Genomic DNA, 18,934 nt, shown 5'->3' on the forward strand with positions numbered 1-18,934 from the left:
CCTCGCTTAGTATGAATGAAATGGGACTTGCGACGATTCACCAAGCAATCCGATTTTTTCCACTGCGCTTTGCCAAATAGAGCGCCTCGTCGGCTAAGCGAAATAACCTATCCCGATCCTCTCCGGGCTCACGCTTATGGCACCCTATGCTAACGGTTACTCCCCTTCCCTCCAGCTCGGGGAGATGAAGCCTTTCCGCTCCCTTCCGCATCCGCTCGAGACAGTCCGTAACCTGCTTATTATCCATATTCCGAAAGATTATGGTAAATTCCTCACCACCATAGCGGAAGGGCAAAACGTTCTCGCCGGCGTACTCCTTAAGCACTCTGCCTACTTTGCGCAACACCAGATCCCCAATCGAATGGCCAAAATTATCGTTTACAGCTTTGAAATTATCAATGTCCATAATCGCAAGATGAAAGGAATGCTTCCTGTCACCTGTCATGGCTTCCCTATATCGGATTTGAAATGTTTTGTGATTCTCAAGTCCCGTCAATGCATCTACTCTGCTAACCTCTTGCAAGGCAAGCTGCTCCAGTCGATGCTTCTTCTCGTTGGTTAGCGCCTCCTTCTCTTCCTTCATCATTCGAAGGCCCCGATTGACAATGCCTAGGGCTGCCAGCGTAACAATCAAAATAAAAGAAAAGCCAACCGCCTTTTGATAATAAGCAACCTCATTCCTGTAAAGGGGCACAAACACGATAACGAGCATATAGCAGAACATCGAGATCCCGCAGGCGAAGGCTACCTTCCCATAATTAAAATGCAGAATCGCAACAAGTATGGGCAAAATCATAACGATTTGCACCCCATGAACTTCCGGTGAGGATAAAGCAAGCGTTATCGCCCCGAGACAGGAGCCAAGAGCGATAATAATATAGTCCTGTGCTTTGCTGACCATTAGATAAACCAGCTCCGCAGCAAGTAGCGTACCCACAATCAGCAGGTTTCGGACAATGACTTGTTTATGAATGAATGCCTCTAGCCTGTACGGTTCATTGGCGGCTACGACGAAAAAGGCCCCTGTTACAGCAAGCACGGTAATCAAGCCAATAAGCCAGTACGACATTCTAATTTTTTGATTCCAGCTAGAGATATGCTCAGGAGCACTCAGAAATTTGGCTAGCATCTTCATGTCCCTTTCTGTGCGGCGAAACGACCCTGTTTTTTCCGGTGCGCTTTGCTTCATAAAGATAAGCGTCCGCTCGTTGAAACAAGTCATCCTTTCCTTGGCCTGCCTGGTATTCCACCATCCCGACGCTTATCGTCACCCGCTGGTGCATAATGACCGAAAAAGCGGTTGACGCCAGCTTCTCGCGAATTTTCTCTAACAGCTGATGGCTCTGTTCGGTTGATTTCCCTGTTAACAGCAGCACAAACTCCTCGCCGCCATATCGTGCCGCAACATCCTCGGTTGAAAGGCACTCCTGAAGCAGCAAGGCCATTTCCCTAAGCACCAGATCGCCGGCATGGTGGCCGAAGGAATCGTTAATGCTCTTAAAATTGTCGATATCCAGTACCGCCAGCTGCAGCGGCAGTTGATAGATCTCGTGCTGCTGAATCAAAGCCGTTAAATACTCTTGATAGGTAATATGGTTATAAAGACCGGTTAAATGGTCATATTTCGATGCATTTTGAGTAGCTACAGCATCCGCAAACGCCTCGATTTCCGAGGTGACCGCTCGTTCAAGTGCATGCTGCAGCTCATTTCCTCTTTTCAAAATGGCTAAGCCGACTAAGCTGGTTCCCATTACCATGCCAATGATCGCAATTAAATCTAATAAACCGGTATAGGTCTTGAACGGCTCAACCATAACCCTTAACGCCATATAACTGCTAAGCGTCAGCACAGCTGCAAACCACAGCCGGCTGTGGCTAAAATAAAATAAAGCAACAATGATCGGCAGATCCAGCCCGATGTATAGCCCGTGGACTTCCCGCCCAAAGGTCAGCATGACGATTACTGCATATACGAGACCCATTGTAATCAGTATATAGTCAAAATAACGCTTCATATAACGATACAGCACCTCAGCTAGCAGCAGAGAAAGCAGCATGCTTAAGCTCGCGCTTCCATAGCCTTCAGGGAATAACGGCCCCTCATGCCAAGCTTTTCCGCCAAATCGGACTAAATGAATGCATTCGGTTATCGTCAGTACAACCGTAGACAATACCCAGTAGAAGTAGAGCACCCAACGGTTCCATGAGTTGTTATTGTTATATCGGGACAATGTCACCGGTAGTCACCACTTTACTAGTTGTTCATTATTTTTCACATATTTATCCAACCTATCATTCTATTATAAAGCGTATATATCGACAGAACAATCAATAATGTGATATTCCGTAGTATCCAAGACCTAATATTCCCCTTTACAAAGCTTAAACGATTACGACTTTCCGCCTATCCGAACACTTCATTCGACAACAAAAAAAGAGACGGCTAAAACAGAAATCGCTTTCTGTTCCAGCTGTCTCTACCGTTTTATAACGTTTTATTCGACATAAAATCATTTATTGCCCAAGAAAAATTGCATCGTCTTATCGGCGAATCCGGGAAGGTCCTCATGGCCGAAATCCGGATAAATTTCTATGTTTTTTTCAGATGTTATTTTATTGTAAACGGCGTATTGCGTGGAAGGCGGGCAAACGGTATCCATTAGGCCGGTAGCAAACAACACTTCCCCGCGGATACGCGAAGCTAAAAATTGAATATCGATATAGCCAAGCTTGGTGAAAATCTCTTCCTCCCGCTTATGCTGCGGGTCAAAGTGGCGGAAGAAGGTACGCAGCTCCGCATAGGCGTCTTTAGCCAGATCCATTTGCCATACGCGCTTATAATCGCTCAAGAACGGGAAGACAGGTGCCAGTTTCTTGATTCTGGGCTCAAGCGCCGCGCAAGCAATCGTCAGCGCACCGCCCTGCGAGCCGCCCATTGCCATCACTTGCTCCGGATCGACCTCAGGCATTTGCATCGCTATGCCTGCCAGCTGTGCGGTATCCAAGAAAATATGACGAAACAGGAGTTGATCCGGATGATCATCGAGGCCGCGAATAATATGCCCTTGATATGTCGTCCCCTTGACCCCGCCGGTATCCTCGGAGTAACCTCCTTGTCCACGGCAGTCAAGCGAGAAGAAGGAATACCCAAGAGCGGCATAACCCAGCTTATCCTGCCATTGGCCGGAATGCCCGGTGTAGCCATGAAATTGCACAACGGCAGGATGCGGTTCCGCTACATTCCTTGGCTTAATGTATTTGGCGTGAATGCGTGCGCCGCGTACACCTGTAAAGTACAAATCAAAGCACTCCGCATAGGGAACCTGAAAGCTGCTCGGTATCAGCTCGATTTGTGGATCGACAGCTCGCATTTCAGCCAGCGCCCTATCCCAATACTCATCAAAGTCCGCCGGACGCGGACTGCTCCCCTCATAGTTCTGTAATTGCTCCAACGACATATCGACTAACGGCATTCCTGTCCCTCCATTATAATGAATGATTAACATACAGCTTTCCTTTGAAAGCGTTACCTTCATTTTAATAGAAAGTGAAAAAATTGGAATAGCAAATTGCAGATTCGCATGGGAACCAGCAGCCTATAAACAAAATAAAGCCACGATCCCGCATAGTTGCGAGATGATGGCATGTTTGGCGCTTCGTTTATTACCCCGCGCATCAATATTATTTCGCTGTGTTCCGTCCTTTTGGCGCGCTGCCGCCTTTGAAAGAGGTGCTGCCCTTCGGCATGTTTGCGCTTTTGGCGTTAGCGGCATTCTTATCGCCCGCTGCGGATTTTTCGCCGTCTGCCCCTTTAGCGCCTTGGTTTCTGCCGAATACCTTCTTCGCCAGCTTCTTCTTCTCCCCGGCCTGCCAGCGGTTCCAGCCCTTCTTATCCGTGCCTCTGCCCGTGCCGCCCTTGCCCTTTGCACTGCTCATATCATCACTCCATTATGTCTTCTATAGCGAGTTAACTGTTATCTACTTCGTAAAATGCGAATGCAGCATCTATCATAACCTGATTCCTCGTTATTATTACTTACCAGTATACCATTAATCTTGCCTCTGGATTCTTGCCTTCCATATTAATTTGCATTTACATGCCAATATGGCCGTGAATATCCGTTATAATTCAAATATATGGATGATTAGCATGCAAAAACGCCTTCGGCGTCCTCTGGCGGCGCAGCGCGTTTCATTTCGAGAAATATAAATAAGATATAGCGATACGATATAATTACCACTATTTTTAAAAAGGAGGGTAACGGTATGCTTTTTTTTCGTGAATACGGAGATGTATCGGCCAAAGAAACCATTCTCTTCCTTCATGGCGGTGGTTTAAGCGGTGAAATGTGGGAGGGTGTTGCCCATATGCTGCACGGCCGGCATTGCATCGCGGTTGATCTTCCTGAGCATGGCGAAAGCACGGCTGAGGCCGGACTGTTGACCACGGACAATTGTATCCGTCAGGTCGGCATGATTTTGCAGAAATACGAGGCCGTGCATGTGGTCGGTCTGTCGCTAGGAGGCGCGGTAGCGCTGCATTTACTGGCTTCCCACGCCGATAAAATTAAATCGGCCGTCATTTCCGGTACTGCAGCCGGCATTAGCAAAACAACAGCTAAATTAATGAATGTGCTTGCCGCCCCCATATACAGCCTTATGTCTCCAGAGAAAATAGCCGCTTCCATGATAAAAAATTATCGGATCCCAGAGCAGTACAAACCTTCCTTGCTTCGTGACGCGAAGAGAATCAATTCGGATGTCGTGAGAAGAATGCATACGATGCTTAGCGAGATCAAGCTTCCCCTTGCGAGCAGCATTCCGCTGCTTGTGCTCGTTGGCGAAGAAGAAAACCGATTAGCGAAACAAGCAGCCAACAAGCTGCTCGCGCAGGTGCCGGAAAGCACGGGTGGCGTTGTGCCAGGAGGAACTCATGTATGGAGCTATGGGAAGCCGGAATTATTTGCTGAGGTTATCGAGCTGTGGATGAGTGAAAATAGGCGCCATGCTGAACTCAAATAGGGGAGCTGGCTCCCCCTCCCCTTCATACCTATAGGCTAACGGTTTGTAAGCAGTTGCGGCGCTGGACCGTTGTCCCAGACGCTGCTCGGAATTTCCCTTCGCAGCACAGGTGCCACTTCCTCGGCAAAACGCTCGACCTGTTCGCGCTGCTCTGTCTCCGTCAAGCCATCCACGCTGATGCTGAGCACCTGATTGCCAAATGCACGATGGTAATCGATGATTTTCCCAATAACCTGGTCTACGCTGCCGACCAGTGAAGGCCCATTCTTAATGGTATCCTCCAGATCCTTAAAAGGCGATTGATTATGCTGTGCCGCGCTCGTTGCCTGAAATGCATCATAATAAGGGCGGTATCGATTAATAGCCTCTTCCGACGTATTAGCTAAATACAAGCTGCCTGCCCCTGCGCCTACGACGGCTTGATTGGGATTATGGCCATAGAAAGCAAGCCTCTCCCGATAGTGGTCAATTAGGCTTTTGTACTTGGACTGCGGATGGAAGCTGTTGGAGGAAAAAATCGGCTCGCCATATTTTGCAGCCAGCTCTGTCGAAAGCGTGCTTGAGGCGCTGCCATGCCAGATCGGAATCGAGGTCTGATACGGCCTTGGCTGTGTCGTTACCCGCTCAAGTGCCGGACGGTAACGCCCTTCCCACGTGACCTCCTCTTCGCTCCATAACCGTTTTAGCAGGGCATACCGCTCTGCAAGCGAATCCCATTGCTCTTCCTCCGTAATTCCGAACAGCGGATAATGGCGCGGATCATTGCCTTTGCCAATAATGAGCTCCAGCCGTCCTTCGGATAAATGATCGAGTGTGGCATAATCCTCGGCCACCCGTACCGGATCAAGCACACTGAGCACGGTGACTGTAGTGAGCAGCCGAATTCGCGAGGTTCTGGCCGCGATAGCCGTCAGAAGCACGGGCGGCGAAGAAGACAGAAACGGAGCTCCGTGCCTCTCTCCGATACCATATGCGTCAAAACCAAGCTCTTCCGCCAACATCGCTTGCTTGATCACATTTTGAAATTTCTGCTGAGGCGTTAGCGTTTCTCCATTCACGGCGTTTGGAAGGTTCATAACCAGGCTAAATAGCGCAAATTTCATCGTATGACTCCTCCTACTAAAATTCATTATGCAAGCTGCCTTTTCTGTTTGAATTGAAGCAATAGTAGCATAGGGAATTGCTTGCGGCAATCCTTTTCACACTATTCCGATTATAATAGTATTCTATATGAATATTAAAAAGTTCAATGTGTCAGCATTTCCACCTATATTGAACAAACGTAGGCTATTCACGGGGCTCCGTTGCTCTTCAACCCTTTGCTGGGTGCGAACGCAGAACGGTTATGAGTTACTGGGTACGAACTGGGCACGGTTGCAGAATGGTTGTGATTTAGGTGAAGCAAATTGAGAACGGTCATGGTTTAGTGGATGCGATTACAGATTGGTTGCAATTTAGTTGGGGCAATTGGAGAATGGCCTTGGTTTAGTGGGTGCGATTACAGATTGGTTGTGATTTAGTTGGGGCAATTGGAGATTCGTTGTGAATTAGGTGGAATTTCTCCCACTAAAATAGCGTTATTGACCGAGCAAATGAAATAAAGGGAAATGCTCCCGTTAATTCAGCCGTTTCAGGTCATTTTTATCGTATTAACCAGAATTATAGGGAGGAATTCCATGTAATTGCCTCAAATCTCCAAAATCACTCAGATTAGAGGGAATAATTCCATCTAATGCAAATGAAGAGCAATCATAAATAGGTAGGAACCTGATTGCTGGATTAACTAAGACATTTAAGAAAAGAATTCGGCTACGAAGGCGAATACTCCATTTCCCCAGAACGATCTTCCCGCTTCGCTTTACCTTCACTTCTTTCGGTCAACCTCTATAACAAAAAAGACCCTAAATGGCATTAAAACTAAATGTGCATTAGTTTTAACCCGATTAGGATCCTCGATAACGGTGAAGCTGTATAGCTTTTGCCTGATTAATACGCATGGACGGTATCACTCATCACTCTCCAAACGATGCTTTTGTGGCGCTCGGCTCTCGCCGCCATTGTCTTGAGCGAAGCTAGTGCTTCATCGGCCTGCTCCCTGTAGCACTCATCTCCAAATAGTAAGTACAGCCGCATATAATCATTGTATTCATCCAGCCATTCATTGAAGTAAGAAGAGGTCATTCGCATCACTCCCTTAATTCGATTATAAAGCAAGAACCTTAAGCTTTTATGAGAATTATATGAAGAAGAATTAATATAATTCATGATATGCTTTATATTAACTCCTTATTCTATTAAATAGGAAAAAGGCACAAATTTAAATAGAAATTTCAATTATAATAGTTTCCTATTTTCGACAGCGATGTTCTGCCATGCCATTCACTGAATTATCGTATTGACCGGAGACCTCATTCGTAGTTATTATGAATCTGCTGACGAAGTGATGGCTGTCGACGGCTGCCCGCTTCCGTGTAATATCTTATGAAGACCATCATTAGCTACTATTGGAGGTTTAAAGATGACATTAATCGATCAAAACGCAGTTGTTTTATTCCAGGGGGACAGCATCACGGATGCAGGGCGCAACCGAAGTGACGGGTCGAATCTCGGTTCAGGCTACGCCCTTCTTGTAAGCGCTTTGTTTAATCGCAAGTATCCCGAGAAGCAAGCTACTTTTCTCAATAGGGGCATATCGGGGGACCGCGTCGTCGACCTGGAGCGGAGATGGGAAGAGGATTGTCTTGATTTGAAGCCAAATTGGCTGTCCGTTTATGTTGGCATCAACGACACTTGGCGCCGATATGACAGCAATAACCCGCTCAGTACCGAGGAATATTATACAACCTATCGCCGCTTGCTAAGCCGTGCAAAAGAACAGTTGAACGCTAATCTCATTTTGGTAGAGCCGTTTGTGCTGCCCGTGAACGACAGCCAGAAGCAATGGCGCGAAGATCTTGATCCGAAGATTCAAGCGGCACGTGAGCTCGCTGGAGAATTTAAAGCGCTGTACGTACCGCTTGATGGTTTATTCGCTCAGGCTGCTGCTCAGACAGGCCCTGCTTACTGGGCGCCCGATGGCGTGCATCCATCCCCTGCCGGCGCTGCTCTCATCGCAGAAGCTTGGCTGCAAGCGGTTAAGGGATAACTGGCATACCAGCCTCTATACAAATAAGGGTATCCAGAAAGAGGAGCAGACCGCCCTGGCAGTCTGCTCCTCTTTCGCGATGGAATCGAATCGCTTATTCGTCTGCAGGGTAACGGAGGCCCCACTGCTTCCGGATCGTATCCAGCGTGTTCATGATCGCAAGCGTCTCATCCAGCGGAATCGCCGAACTCTCCAAACGGCCTTCGCGCAGCGCCTTCATGGCTTCCTCCGCCTCGAAGGCATAGCCTTCAGCCTTACGGTCATCAACGAAGGATTCAGGCTCTGCGTCTTTGGCATGTAAGGTAGCCGATTTGCCAAACAAGAAATTCGGCACATGAATATATCCTTTGGTCCCATAAATATAAGCATCGCTCACCATGCCAAGCTGTACCGCTCCATTTAACGCTGCCGTACGGCCGCCCTCGTATTCGAACAACAATGAGAACTGCTCATCTACGCCAGTTTGGCCAAGCCGGGCACTGCTCATGATTTTAGCTGGCGCGGTGCCATAGATCAAGGACGCAAAGGACACCGGATAAATGCCCGCATCCAGAAGCGCTCCGCCGCCAAGGGCCGGATCAAGCAAGCGGCTCTCCGGCGCCCAGCCGATATCAAAACCAAAATCAGCCTTCACCAAACGAACCTCGCCGATTTTATCAGCTGCCAGCCATTCCTTAACTTTGAGAATTGGCGGCAAGAAGCGTGTCCACATCGCTTCCATAAGGAATACCTGCTTCTCCCTCGCTACATCAATGATTTCTTTCGCTTCTGCCGCATTCATCGTGAAAGGCTTCTCACAGATGACTGCCTTTCCCGCCCGTAAAAGCGCAAGCACATTCTCTTTATGTATCGGATGGAGCGTTCCCACATAGACGATATCGATCTCCGCATCCTGGGCAAGCTCTTCAACGCTGCCATAGGCACGCGGAATATTAAAGCGCTTGGCGAAGCTCTCTGCCTTCTCTAGATTTCTACCGCCAACCGCAACCAGCTCAGCGCCCTCGGCATAAGCCAGATCAGCCGCAAATTTGGAAGATATCCAGCCTGGTCCTAAAATTCCCCATTTAATCGTTTGTAAAGCCATGAAACCAATCACTCCTTTACATCTCTAATTGGAATTAGTGCTTGTCCCTAATTATACTAGTCAACGATACTAGAAATCCAGTAAGCAAGCGCTTGCAGAGCTGGGCTGCAAGCAGGCTTATGCAATTAGCGCTCGCTTCTCGCGCACCAATGCAAAGCATTAGCAAGAGCGATTTGATATTCCGGATGCTGCAGCACATGTAGGAAATGTCCAGGCGTAAGGACGCAAACGCGGCCTTTCCCTTGTTCTCTAAACCAGCCCGCCGGCTGCGAACCATGCTCTGATTGAGAGGTCATAAACACGTTTACGCGCTCCTCTAACACTTCTACAAAGTAATGCTCATCATGCACAGCAAATCCTTGAGCTGCCTTGCCGCCTAACAAATTCACGTCCGTAAAATCAATCGTAACGGAGCCAGCCTCTGGATGATGCTGGAACACCCCGCCTATAAGCTCATAGAAAACAGGCTCGTCCCGATATCCCACCGTACCGGCATGCAGCACGAGCAGCCCGTTTCCTTGCTCAACATAGCCATGGAAAGCTTGCTGAACCTCTTCCGTAAGCCATGGCGTTTTATCCGATGCCGAAATTTGATTTGATTTTGCCAACAGGATAACATCCTGCTGCTGCATCCATGATGGTGACCACTCCGAAGCATGCTGCTTGTAATCAAATTGAAAACCTTGCTCCTCAAGCAGACCCAAACCTTCTTTAATCATCTGGCCCGGATGCCAATAATCGTCACATATGACGCCTACCTTCATTCGTTTATCTCCTCGCTTCCACATTAAATAGTGATATTATTGATTATAAACGTTTCTGCCCTCCATCGCTTCCGAAATTTAAGGCCTAGTCTCATCAAGCCTTTAGATTAAGCCGTCGTTCTCGCAAACAAGATAAAAAATATCATCATTTCACCTAAAATCACATGTGGAGAGGCGACCATGAATAGATTCAGCAGAAACAACGCTGCTAGAACGCCTGTTAAAAGAATGACGGTTTTAAATCTGGGTTGAAGATGCTTAAAGCGGTAAGCGTGCAGAACAAACATTACAGACCACAAATACAGCAGCACAGACCCGAACAGAAAGATCAGCATAAACGTGTATTCCAGCTGGTTTAGATATAGAAGCTGAATCGAGGCGGCAATCATGCTTAGCGACAAATAGATGAATAAATGCCCGTAAATGATCGTTTGCCCGGCCGTCTTCTTTGACTTGTCCAGCTTCTTCTCCACGTTCTCGAAATACTGCCACCAGATGCCGATGACCAGAACAAACGCCATTGCGGCAAAAAGGACCGAAGAGCCCGTCATTTCATCCGACTGAAGAACAGAAAGCATGCTGACGACCGATTCCCCTAACAAGATCAAGGTAAAGAGCGCAAAACGCTCCAGCAGATGAGCCGTATGGATAGGCGTCTTCACCAAATGCTTCCGGCCAATTAACGGAACGAGGATATCAACGGCAATGCCTGCATACAAAATCGCATAACGAATCCACGAGTCAAAAAAGAGAGAAAAGCTGGATAGCAGAATGCCCAGCCAGAAGTAGGTGCCGAAGAAACGCGCGGTTTCCTTCCGGTTGGCTACCTCTTTGTTTTGCGTGAGCAAATATTGAATCGCGGTTAATGCCCTAGAGCCGATATACCCCACGAAGAATGGAACATAATAGGAATCAAAATCGACGTTCAGGCTGGCGGTCATGATCAGCACAAAAAACAATTGTAAGATCATAAAGATCCGGTGTGTGGATAGATCACGCCCATAACGGTTGTTATATACCGACTGCCCCACCCAAGCCCACCAAATCGGAATGAAAATAAGAATGAATTTGGACAAATGCTCAAATGAAATGGTTCCGTGCTCGGTATGCAATAAAATGTGCGTTGCCTTAGAAATCGCCGCTACAAACAATAAATCATAAAACAGCTCCAGCCATGTAACCTTCTTTTCATGCATGCGAATCAGGCTCCTCTCTAGTATTTAGATTATTAATTTACTCGTATTGATCGCTGCGCGAGTAGATCATTTATATAATTCATCTTAAATAGTTTGCCCTTTATTTAATATCTTAATTTAAAGATATATTAATTTAAGATATATGTCAATGCTTTTCTCCAAAATAATGCCGTGGACACAATGAAAAACAAACCAGACGCAGCTGCATCTGGTTTTCTAGTCGTGGCTTGCGCTATCTTGCTGTTAAATATATTGCTTCAGATTACGCAAACTAATCGCTAAGCTCTCAAACGGATCGCGCCTGCACACATCTTGCTCGACTACATACCATTCTACGCCAGTTTCCCGGCATGCTTCAATGATCGCTTTGAAGTTAAGATTGCCTTCGCCGATTTCCGCAAATACTTGCTGATGATCGATGATTTCCAAATCTTTCAAATGAATAACGCCCATGCGGCCCTTCACCTGGTGAATAGCCTCCACTGGATTAACACCGCCCACATGCACCCAGTACGTATCGAGCTCGAAGCCAAAGGCAGACGGATCGCTTTCTTCCCTTAATATATCCATGCCGGTTTTTCCATCAAACTTTTGATATTCGAATTGATGATTATGATAGATGAATTGCAGATCATGCTCCTTCAGCCGTTTGCCTACCTCGGATGCTTTCCGGGCAAATTCAGCATATCCGTCTCCGCTGCTTCGATACTCCTCTGGAATGCTGCCGATCCCTACGTAAGCGCAATTCCACAGCTTATGCTTTTGTACGCTATTCTCGAAGTCATCCAGCAAAGACTCAAAGCTGACATGCGTTGCACAAATACGGAGACCCGCTGCATCGGCTAGCTGCTTCACAGTTTCCGGTGCAATCGGACCTATGCCCGAAACCTGAACCGCCTCGTAGCCCATACCCTTTACTTTGCGTAGCGTTTGCTCCAAATCTGCTTCATTCTTGCAAAAATCTCTTAACGTATACAATTGAACTGCAATGTTCGATACATTCATCGTTTCGCCGCCTTGTGGTTAGAATGTGAATTCGTTTGCAATGGATGGAATTATGATTATGCTTACAAGCTCATTGTATCACTCCTTATACGAGGGCTACTTTACTGAGGTTAACGAACCCTAGGCCGGCAATTGATTATAATTGACCAAACATAGCAAATGAACGGCGGCATAACAAAACAGCGCTTGAGGAGTCCCGCACGACATGTACGGAAATCCCCTTGCGCTGTCCGCCTTAAACTGCTAGCCTTCGATCAGCTTCTTGTAAGCATCCATTTGGCGCTGAAGCTCTGCCATCACCTTCTCATAACCTGCCGTTTTGAGCTTGCTGCGGAACTGCTCAACGGCTTGTGCGGGATCTCCCGCTTTACCGTAAGTAATGGCTGGCCCCATCTCTCCTGTTACTTGCGTAATCGCTGTCAGTTCTGCCTCAACTGGTGTTTTATCAAATACGAATTGGCCATACGGATACGGTTTTTTAATTTTGTCATACTCCGCGTACAACGTCGTTTCAAGCTGATCCCATGTGGTTACGCTTGGAATCTCAAATTTATCGACGCGCCCGCCCCAGAAATCGGCATAGAAAGCATCCTTCGCCTCATCATAGCCTTCCGGCTGTACGCGCTTGCCGTCTTTCACCTCATATTGCACGCCTTCTAAACCGTAGTTGATCAGATGATAAATCTCCTCGTCATTGCGAATGAGATCATAGGCCATTAACGCACGCTCAGGATTTTTGCTATGGGCGCCCACGGAGGTGCCGCCATGCGTGATGGATAGCTCCGTGAGGTTGTTTCCGCCTGTCCGCGCAAATGGGAACATTTGCAGCTCAGAGCCTGGCTGATCCTTATCCATCGTTACGCGAAGCCCGCCAAACGTTTGCGTATGATGCTGGTCAAGCCCTGACAACCCGGCCCGAAGCGCTGAGCGGTTATCGTTTTTGTTGTTCAGCACATCCTCACGCCAGTAGCCTTTGTCCGCCCATTCCTTCATTAAAGTCGCAAACTGCAAGAACGTATCCTCGAAGACAGGACTTACCACCGTAAATTTCTCGTCAAACGACTTGGTCGTAAATACCGGCAAATACCCTGTCGAGATTGGAAGCTCCAACTGATCCGTATAGGATGAAGCGTAACCTCCCCATGTGCTCGTCGCAGCTACCGCATCCCAAGGAATGACGCCTTCCTTATTATCCTTCACGTATTGAAGATATTTGCCAATGCCTTGCCAATCCTTGATCGGCTCGCTAATCCCTGCTTCCTTCGCCCAGTCTCCGCGATAGAAGAAGCCATGATTGACCCATTGCGTATAATCATTTTCCGGAATGAGTACGATTTTCCCGTTATATTTGCTCTCTGCCCAATCCTCTTCCGGAACGGAATTCCAGGTTTGTGGCGCATACTCCGGAAGCAAATCATCCAAATTCATAAAGGCGCCGCGCTGAGCATTGCCCCATGTATCCAGCCAATCCGTACCGATCGTTATCAAGTCGATGGCTTCGCCGGATGCTAGCAGCAGGTTGTATTTTGTTTGCCAATCGGCCCATTCTACCCATTTCCACTCCAGCTCCGCATTAATTTTTTCTTTCATCCGCTTGTTTACTTCAGCCAGCACCTTCTCGAACTGGCCGTTCTTTGGCTTGTCGCCGAGCACCACATAGCTGATCTTCACAAATTTTGACGTATCGCCCGCTTTGTTGCCATCCGTTTGGTTCGTGCTGCCCTTGCCTTCGTTTTTGCCGTTGTCATTCTTCCCGTTATTGCTGCCGGAGCAAGCAGCAAGGCTAATGATCATTATCATCGCAATCAGCAAAGCGGAAACCTTCTTGAAATTGGACATTTCACTTCTCCCCTTTGTTCTCATGAATCGGGCATGGCCCGTTATGTGGAAGAGACCGTTTCCGGTCTGCGGCACATCAGCCTTTGACAGCACCAACGGTAATTCCCTTGATGAAATACCGCTGCACAAACGGATAGAACAGGATGACAGGACCTGTGGCAACGACTGCGGTCGCCATCTTCATGGATTCCAGCGGCATATCCCTGAGCTGCACATTCGAAGCCGCAGACGAGTTTCGGATAAAATCAGCGCTAGTCACCACGTTGTACAAGAACAGCTGAAGCGGACGATACTTCATATCGGGCGACAGAAACAGCATGGAGTTATACCACTCATTCCAATAGCCCAGCGCAATAAACAAACCGATGGTTGCAAGAGCAGGCGTTGTCATAGGCAGAATCAGCTTTAGAAAAATAGTAAAGTCGCCCGCTCCGTCGATTTTGGCAGATTCGGTTATGGCATGTGGGATCGAGCGCACGAAACTCTTCATCATAATGATTAGAAAAGGACTGAGCAGCCCGGGAAGCAGGACAGCTAGGTAGTTGTCCTTCAAGCTTAAATATTGCGTCATAAGGAGATAGAACGGGACAAGCCCGCCGGAGAATAGCGTTGTGAAGTAGATAAAAAACGAGATGCCGTTGCGGTAGCCAAAGTCCGGGCGCTGCAGCGCATAACCCGTCATCGCGACAAGGAATAGTCCCAAGGCTGTGCCTGCAATCGTAATCCCCATCGTAACGAGATAGGAGCCGATAATTAGATCCGGATTCTCAAATACGATTTTGTAAGCGAACGTACTGAAATCACGAGGCCATAAGTTAAAGCCGTATTTCTTGATCGTCCCCTCTGCCGTAAGCGAAGTGCCGAGGACGAGCAGGAAGGGCAGAAGACAGCACAAGGAAAAAAACGTAATGAATAAATAACCGAAGCCTTTGACAACGATTCCGCTAAAGTCAGTTCGAATGCTGCGTGATTCTTCTGAATTCTCCATCGTCGACGCCTCCTAAAATAACGAGTTTTCGGGCGAAGCCTTCTTCACGAGCCAGTTGGCGGTCAAGACGACAACAAAGCCAAACAAGGATTGATATAAGCTTACGGCGCTTCCGATCGAGAAGTTGAAGTTCGTCATCAGCGAGCGGAATACGTACGTTTCGATAATATCCGTTGTCGGGTACAAGGCCGTATTGTTCGCGCCTACTAGATTGAAGAAGAGGCCAAAATTCCCTTTCAGAATGCCGCCCAGCGAGAATAGCATAAGAATGATGAAGGTTGGCTTGAGCCAAGGCAGAACGATATAGATAATTCGCTGGAACGCATTGGCACCATCGATTTCCGAAGCCTCGATAATCTCGTTATCCAGGCCCATAATAGCCGCAAAATAAATAATGGAGCCATAACCGGTCGATTGCCACAAAAAGGTTAGCACGATAATAAACGGCCATATTTTCGGGTCAGAGTAGGTTTTGACGGGCTCCATTCCAAGCGACTCCAATACGCTGTTCAACAAACCGTAATCATAGCTCAAGACGTTGTAAGCGATTAGGCCGATCAGTACGGCAGAAATAAAGTGCGGCAGGAACATCAGCGTTTGCGTTATTTTTTTGAACCATTTCCGGCGAATTTCATTTAACAGAATCGCGACGAAAATTTGCAGCACATTCCCGAGGATGATGAATACCAAGTTATAGGCAACCGTATTGAACGACAGCCGCCACAGGTCTCCGTTAATGACAAGGAAACGAAAGTTGTCAAAGGCGACGAACGGGCTTTTGAAGATGCCATCGGAGTAGTTGTAATTAATAAAGGCGAGATACAGCCCAGGCATCGGAAGATAAGCAAATATGATAAAAAAAGCGACAGCCGGCAAGCACATGAGCAGCAGCGTTTTGTTATTCCAAAACCGTCTAAGCTTGCCGCCTTTCAGTTGTTGAAGTTTTTGCCGGGGCTCCCTTTCGGCTATGCTCGTTTCCATCCTAAATCCCCCTCGTCGTCATAAGCTAGACGGATATGAAGTGCAGCGCTTCCAGGCAGCCTTGCTCCTTACGGTCCACCGCCTCCAGCAATATGGCCAAGCTTCCCTTGCCCTCCTCAAACCATGCTCCCGGCAGATAGAAGGAATCAGGGCTGCCGCCAGTAAGCACAGGCCTGGTATCTCCTCCATGCAGCCAAAGCCGACCAACGAGCCTTCCCTCCAAAAATACGGTCAACTTCATGCCTCTTCCAATCACCTTTGTCCGCCAGCCTGCTCCCGCTTCCGAGTTCGCGGTTGTAGCATACAGCCATGCGGTTTCACCCGGCTTCAGAGTAATCGGGAGCTCTACTGCTTGCGCGGCTTCCCTGCGCCATTGCAAATGAGTTAGCAGTTCCTGCTCTTCCGCACGGCTAATGGACCAGCCCTTAGCCACGGTGCCTTCGTACAGAAACACCTGACCGGAGGATAAACCGAGCACCCGCTCCACAAATACGGTCAGCTCTACGGTTTGTCCGGCAGTTACGTAGTCCGAAATATCGAGATAAGGATCGAACGGATTCACCGCCCCGATTTCTTGGCCGCCAACAAACACGGTTGCTAGTGACTGGATCCCTTGGAAATGCAAGGTCCAAGAGCTCGCTGATTCCGATGCAAGGAACGTTTTTCGGTAATATTCGAATGCGGGATGATCCGGTGACAGCCAGCCCCCGAAGTTAACCACCGGCCATAACCTGTAATCCGGCGATTCGATCCATTCCTTGCGCATGGCGCGACCTTCTGCACGATAGACGCTCCAATGGCCGCTGAGGGAATGAATCTTCGTTATTGCTGCTATTCCCTTCAATCCCTTCATCGCATGCAGACGCAGTCCGGGAAGCCTCGCATCATCAAAATTGGAATGCCCCCATATTTCCACACGCGCCTGTACCTTGCCCTTCCTCAGTCCCCCGTCAAGCGGCAAAAAGGCGCTCCCCCCTCCCGGAGCAACTGTTCCCGCATAGTGTCCGTCTCCATAAAGCGAAAGGACATCGCTGCCTTGGCGAAGCAGCAGCCCCTGCACCGCTTTTCCCTCTGCCAGTTGAACCTCGGCCTCATACCACGCAAATCCGCGGTAAATACCGAATGATTCAAGAGGGTCGATATCCTCCGATACCACTTGCCTCACTTCAGATCCGGCCTGCTCCGGCAATCCACCCGCTGCTTCAAAGACGTCTAGCCGCCAATCGCATGCCGCCGCATCGTCAATAGTGCTGCCGTATCGCTGTGCTTCCCCGTGCTCTAATGGTTCGTTGCCATCAGCCAGTCCATTTAAATAAAGCGCTTTCATTCTTGTGGTGATGGATAGCTTGAGCTCGCGTCCATCCGCAGCAACGATGGAACAGCCGCCATCTTCCCTCCCGTCAAAGGTGACCGTCACCGTTCCTTCCGACTCAACAGCCGCTGCGTTCCATGCCTTTATGTCCAGCGGCGGCCGTTCAAACCGCAGAACCAATTCGCCGCTTCCTTCCGTATGGAATGCCAGCCGCGCGCCATCATTCGCTGTCTCCGCCATAAACAGCTCAGCGGTTGAGTTCTCCAAGCAACCCTCGCTTCCCCATATGGCGAGCGGTACCTGATAAGGAAGCGCAAGGGACCTGCCGCCTTTTAGCGTAAAGGTATTCCTAACCGCTTCTCCTCCCGCCTCTTCGCCAGGCCCAGCAAGCGCCACTTGTTTATCCCGGTCATCTAAATTGGTAACAAACAGTAAGCTTCCTCCGCCTTTCAGGCGCAATGCAAACGGTCCAGCCACTCGCTCATGATCTCCCGCAATCGCCCATCCATCCGTTCCTTTATTCCCGGGAGTTGCCTGGGCTAGCGGTGCGCCGTAGGCTGCAATAAGACGGCCCAGCATTCGGCCTTCATAGGCCTCCTCGCGAATATGTCCTTCCGGAGAAATCATGCCTCCAAAATCATAATCCGAGGTCATGAAAGCGAGCGGTTTCCCCCAATTGTTCGTAGCATTCGTGAAGCCGAAGTCCGTACCTGAAACCTGCAGATAAGGTCCGAGCAGCTTGGCCCCGCAGGAAAGCAGCCTGCGCAGCAGGTAATGAGCGCGATTCGTCTCCGTTACTAGCAGCGGATAACCTAGCTCCTCCAATCGTTCACTGTAGTGAAGCACCTTTTGCTCAAAATCGGGCTCCCGGTTATCCGGATAAAAGTTGCAGGTCGGGACGACGTTGTCCGCGAAGCCGGAAGCTTGCAGCAAGCCGCCTTGCCCGGCGCAAGCAAATAGCGGAACCGTAATGCCGTGGCCAAGCGCCATATCGCGAAGGGCGCTTATATACCCTTTGGGGTCCAAGCAATCATAGAAATCAAGCTCATTATCGAGCTGCACTCCGATGACCGTTCCCCCCTCGCCTACTTGATTCGCCTTCAGAAGCGGCAGTATACGGTCGAACCACTTCGCCACGCTGCCCAGGAACTGCTCATCGTTATCGCGTAATCTCAGCCCTTTGGTTAGCAGATAGGCCGGCAATGCCCCTCCATCCCATTCGGAGCAAATATACGGTCCCGGCCTAGCCACTACGTAAAGTCCAGCCTCCGCTGCGGCTGCAAGAAATGCGGCAACATCCTTCTCCCCGCTAAAATCCCAGCTTCCTTCTTGCGTCTCGTGATAATTCCAAGGAAAATACACGTCAATACTGTTGTAGCCGAAGGCTTTTAGCTGCTCCATCCGCTCCTTCCAAAGCGCCCTTGGAATTCGGAAATAAAACAGCGAGGCACATAGCAAAATGTGAGGAGCGCCTTGAATATGGACCGCTTCTGCTCCAAACTGCACGGACGCTTCCGTGCTTGATTGCATGGACATGTCACAACCTCCAATAAAATAGGCTAAAGACTCGAAATATGTAACCCGTTTCATGAAACCCG

Annotated in this window: 16 protein-coding genes; 2 read left to right on the forward strand and 14 right to left on the reverse strand. The window is 48.7% G+C overall.

Annotated features, from left to right (window positions below; translation table 11 throughout):
- Positions 1 to 37: 37 nt before the first annotated feature.
- The 4 genes from FJQ58_RS11095 to FJQ58_RS11110 all read right to left on the reverse strand — a co-directional run bounded on the left by FJQ58_RS11095 (position 38) and on the right by FJQ58_RS11110 (position 3,936).
- The gene (locus tag FJQ58_RS11095) at positions 38 to 1,129 is read right to left on the reverse strand and encodes a GGDEF domain-containing protein (protein ID WP_162341437.1); all 1,092 of its coding nucleotides are present in this window, start codon (positions 1,127 to 1,129) and stop codon (positions 38 to 40) included.
- Entirely contained in the window at positions 1,101 to 2,237 is a 1,137-nt protein-coding gene (locus tag FJQ58_RS11100) for a GGDEF domain-containing protein (RefSeq protein ID WP_139993293.1), read from the reverse strand. Before FJQ58_RS11100 ends, FJQ58_RS11095 begins: the two co-directional genes overlap by 29 nt.
- A gap of 273 nt (positions 2,238 to 2,510) precedes the next feature.
- A complete protein-coding gene (locus FJQ58_RS11105) occupies positions 2,511 to 3,473 on the reverse strand; it encodes an acetylxylan esterase (protein WP_139993295.1) in 963 nt (320 codons plus the stop codon).
- A gap of 208 nt (positions 3,474 to 3,681) precedes the next feature.
- A complete protein-coding gene (locus tag FJQ58_RS11110) occupies positions 3,682 to 3,936 on the reverse strand; it encodes a DUF3934 family protein (RefSeq protein ID WP_139993297.1) in 255 nt (84 codons plus the stop codon).
- Positions 3,937 to 4,266: 330 nt separating this feature from the next.
- On the opposite strand from FJQ58_RS11110, the gene FJQ58_RS11115 reads away from it, so the two are divergent.
- Positions 4,267 to 5,022: an alpha/beta fold hydrolase gene (locus tag FJQ58_RS11115; RefSeq protein ID WP_139993299.1), complete on the forward strand. Its 756-nt coding sequence runs from the start codon at positions 4,267 to 4,269 to the stop codon at positions 5,020 to 5,022.
- A gap of 35 nt (positions 5,023 to 5,057) precedes the next feature.
- On the opposite strand, the gene FJQ58_RS11120 is transcribed toward FJQ58_RS11115, so the two are convergent.
- Both FJQ58_RS11120 and FJQ58_RS11125 read right to left on the reverse strand, forming a co-directional pair.
- Entirely contained in the window at positions 5,058 to 6,125 is a 1,068-nt protein-coding gene (locus FJQ58_RS11120) for an LLM class flavin-dependent oxidoreductase (RefSeq protein WP_139993301.1), read from the reverse strand.
- A gap of 883 nt (positions 6,126 to 7,008) precedes the next feature.
- Positions 7,009 to 7,203 carry a hypothetical protein gene (locus FJQ58_RS11125; RefSeq protein WP_139993303.1) on the reverse strand — a complete coding sequence of 65 codons (195 nt, stop codon included), beginning with the start codon at positions 7,201 to 7,203 and terminating at the stop codon, positions 7,009 to 7,011.
- 337 nt (positions 7,204 to 7,540) lie between these two features.
- On the opposite strand from FJQ58_RS11125, the gene FJQ58_RS11130 reads away from it, so the two are divergent.
- Positions 7,541 to 8,167: an SGNH/GDSL hydrolase family protein gene (locus tag FJQ58_RS11130; protein WP_139993305.1), complete on the forward strand. Its 627-nt coding sequence runs from the start codon at positions 7,541 to 7,543 to the stop codon at positions 8,165 to 8,167.
- Between the two features lie 94 nt (positions 8,168 to 8,261).
- Here the strand turns inward: FJQ58_RS11130 and FJQ58_RS11135 are convergent, their stop codons facing one another.
- The 8 genes from FJQ58_RS11135 to FJQ58_RS11170 all read right to left on the reverse strand — a co-directional run bounded on the left by FJQ58_RS11135 (position 8,262) and on the right by FJQ58_RS11170 (position 18,872).
- Positions 8,262 to 9,251, reverse strand: a complete 990-nt coding sequence (locus tag FJQ58_RS11135) for a Gfo/Idh/MocA family protein (RefSeq protein ID WP_139993307.1) — start codon at positions 9,249 to 9,251, stop codon at positions 8,262 to 8,264.
- 125 nt (positions 9,252 to 9,376) lie between these two features.
- Complete coding sequence (locus tag FJQ58_RS11140) at positions 9,377 to 10,015, reverse strand: ThuA domain-containing protein (RefSeq protein WP_162341439.1); 639 nt, start codon at positions 10,013 to 10,015, stop codon at positions 9,377 to 9,379.
- A 107-nt stretch (positions 10,016 to 10,122) separates the two neighbouring features.
- A complete protein-coding gene (locus tag FJQ58_RS11145) occupies positions 10,123 to 11,211 on the reverse strand; it encodes a low temperature requirement protein A (protein ID WP_139993311.1) in 1,089 nt (362 codons plus the stop codon).
- A gap of 243 nt (positions 11,212 to 11,454) precedes the next feature.
- Complete coding sequence (locus FJQ58_RS11150) at positions 11,455 to 12,216, reverse strand: sugar phosphate isomerase/epimerase family protein (protein WP_139993313.1); 762 nt, start codon at positions 12,214 to 12,216, stop codon at positions 11,455 to 11,457.
- A 243-nt stretch (positions 12,217 to 12,459) separates the two neighbouring features.
- Positions 12,460 to 14,055 (reverse strand): DUF3502 domain-containing protein, encoded by a 1,596-nt coding sequence (locus FJQ58_RS11155; protein ID WP_139993315.1) that lies wholly within the window; start codon positions 14,053 to 14,055, stop codon positions 12,460 to 12,462.
- Between the two features lie 76 nt (positions 14,056 to 14,131).
- Positions 14,132 to 15,043 (reverse strand): carbohydrate ABC transporter permease, encoded by a 912-nt coding sequence (locus FJQ58_RS11160; RefSeq protein WP_139993317.1) that lies wholly within the window; start codon positions 15,041 to 15,043, stop codon positions 14,132 to 14,134.
- Between the two features lie 12 nt (positions 15,044 to 15,055).
- On the reverse strand, positions 15,056 to 15,925 hold the full coding sequence (locus FJQ58_RS11165; protein WP_420799829.1) for an ABC transporter permease: 870 nt from the start codon (positions 15,923 to 15,925) through the stop codon (positions 15,056 to 15,058).
- A gap of 124 nt (positions 15,926 to 16,049) precedes the next feature.
- Positions 16,050 to 18,872 (reverse strand): beta-galactosidase, encoded by a 2,823-nt coding sequence (locus FJQ58_RS11170; protein ID WP_162341441.1) that lies wholly within the window; start codon positions 18,870 to 18,872, stop codon positions 16,050 to 16,052.
- Positions 18,873 to 18,934 lie beyond the last annotated feature (62 nt).

The organism is Paenibacillus paridis, from assembly GCF_006345825.1.
Classification (GTDB): domain Bacteria; phylum Bacillota; class Bacilli; order Paenibacillales; family Paenibacillaceae; genus Pristimantibacillus; species Pristimantibacillus paridis.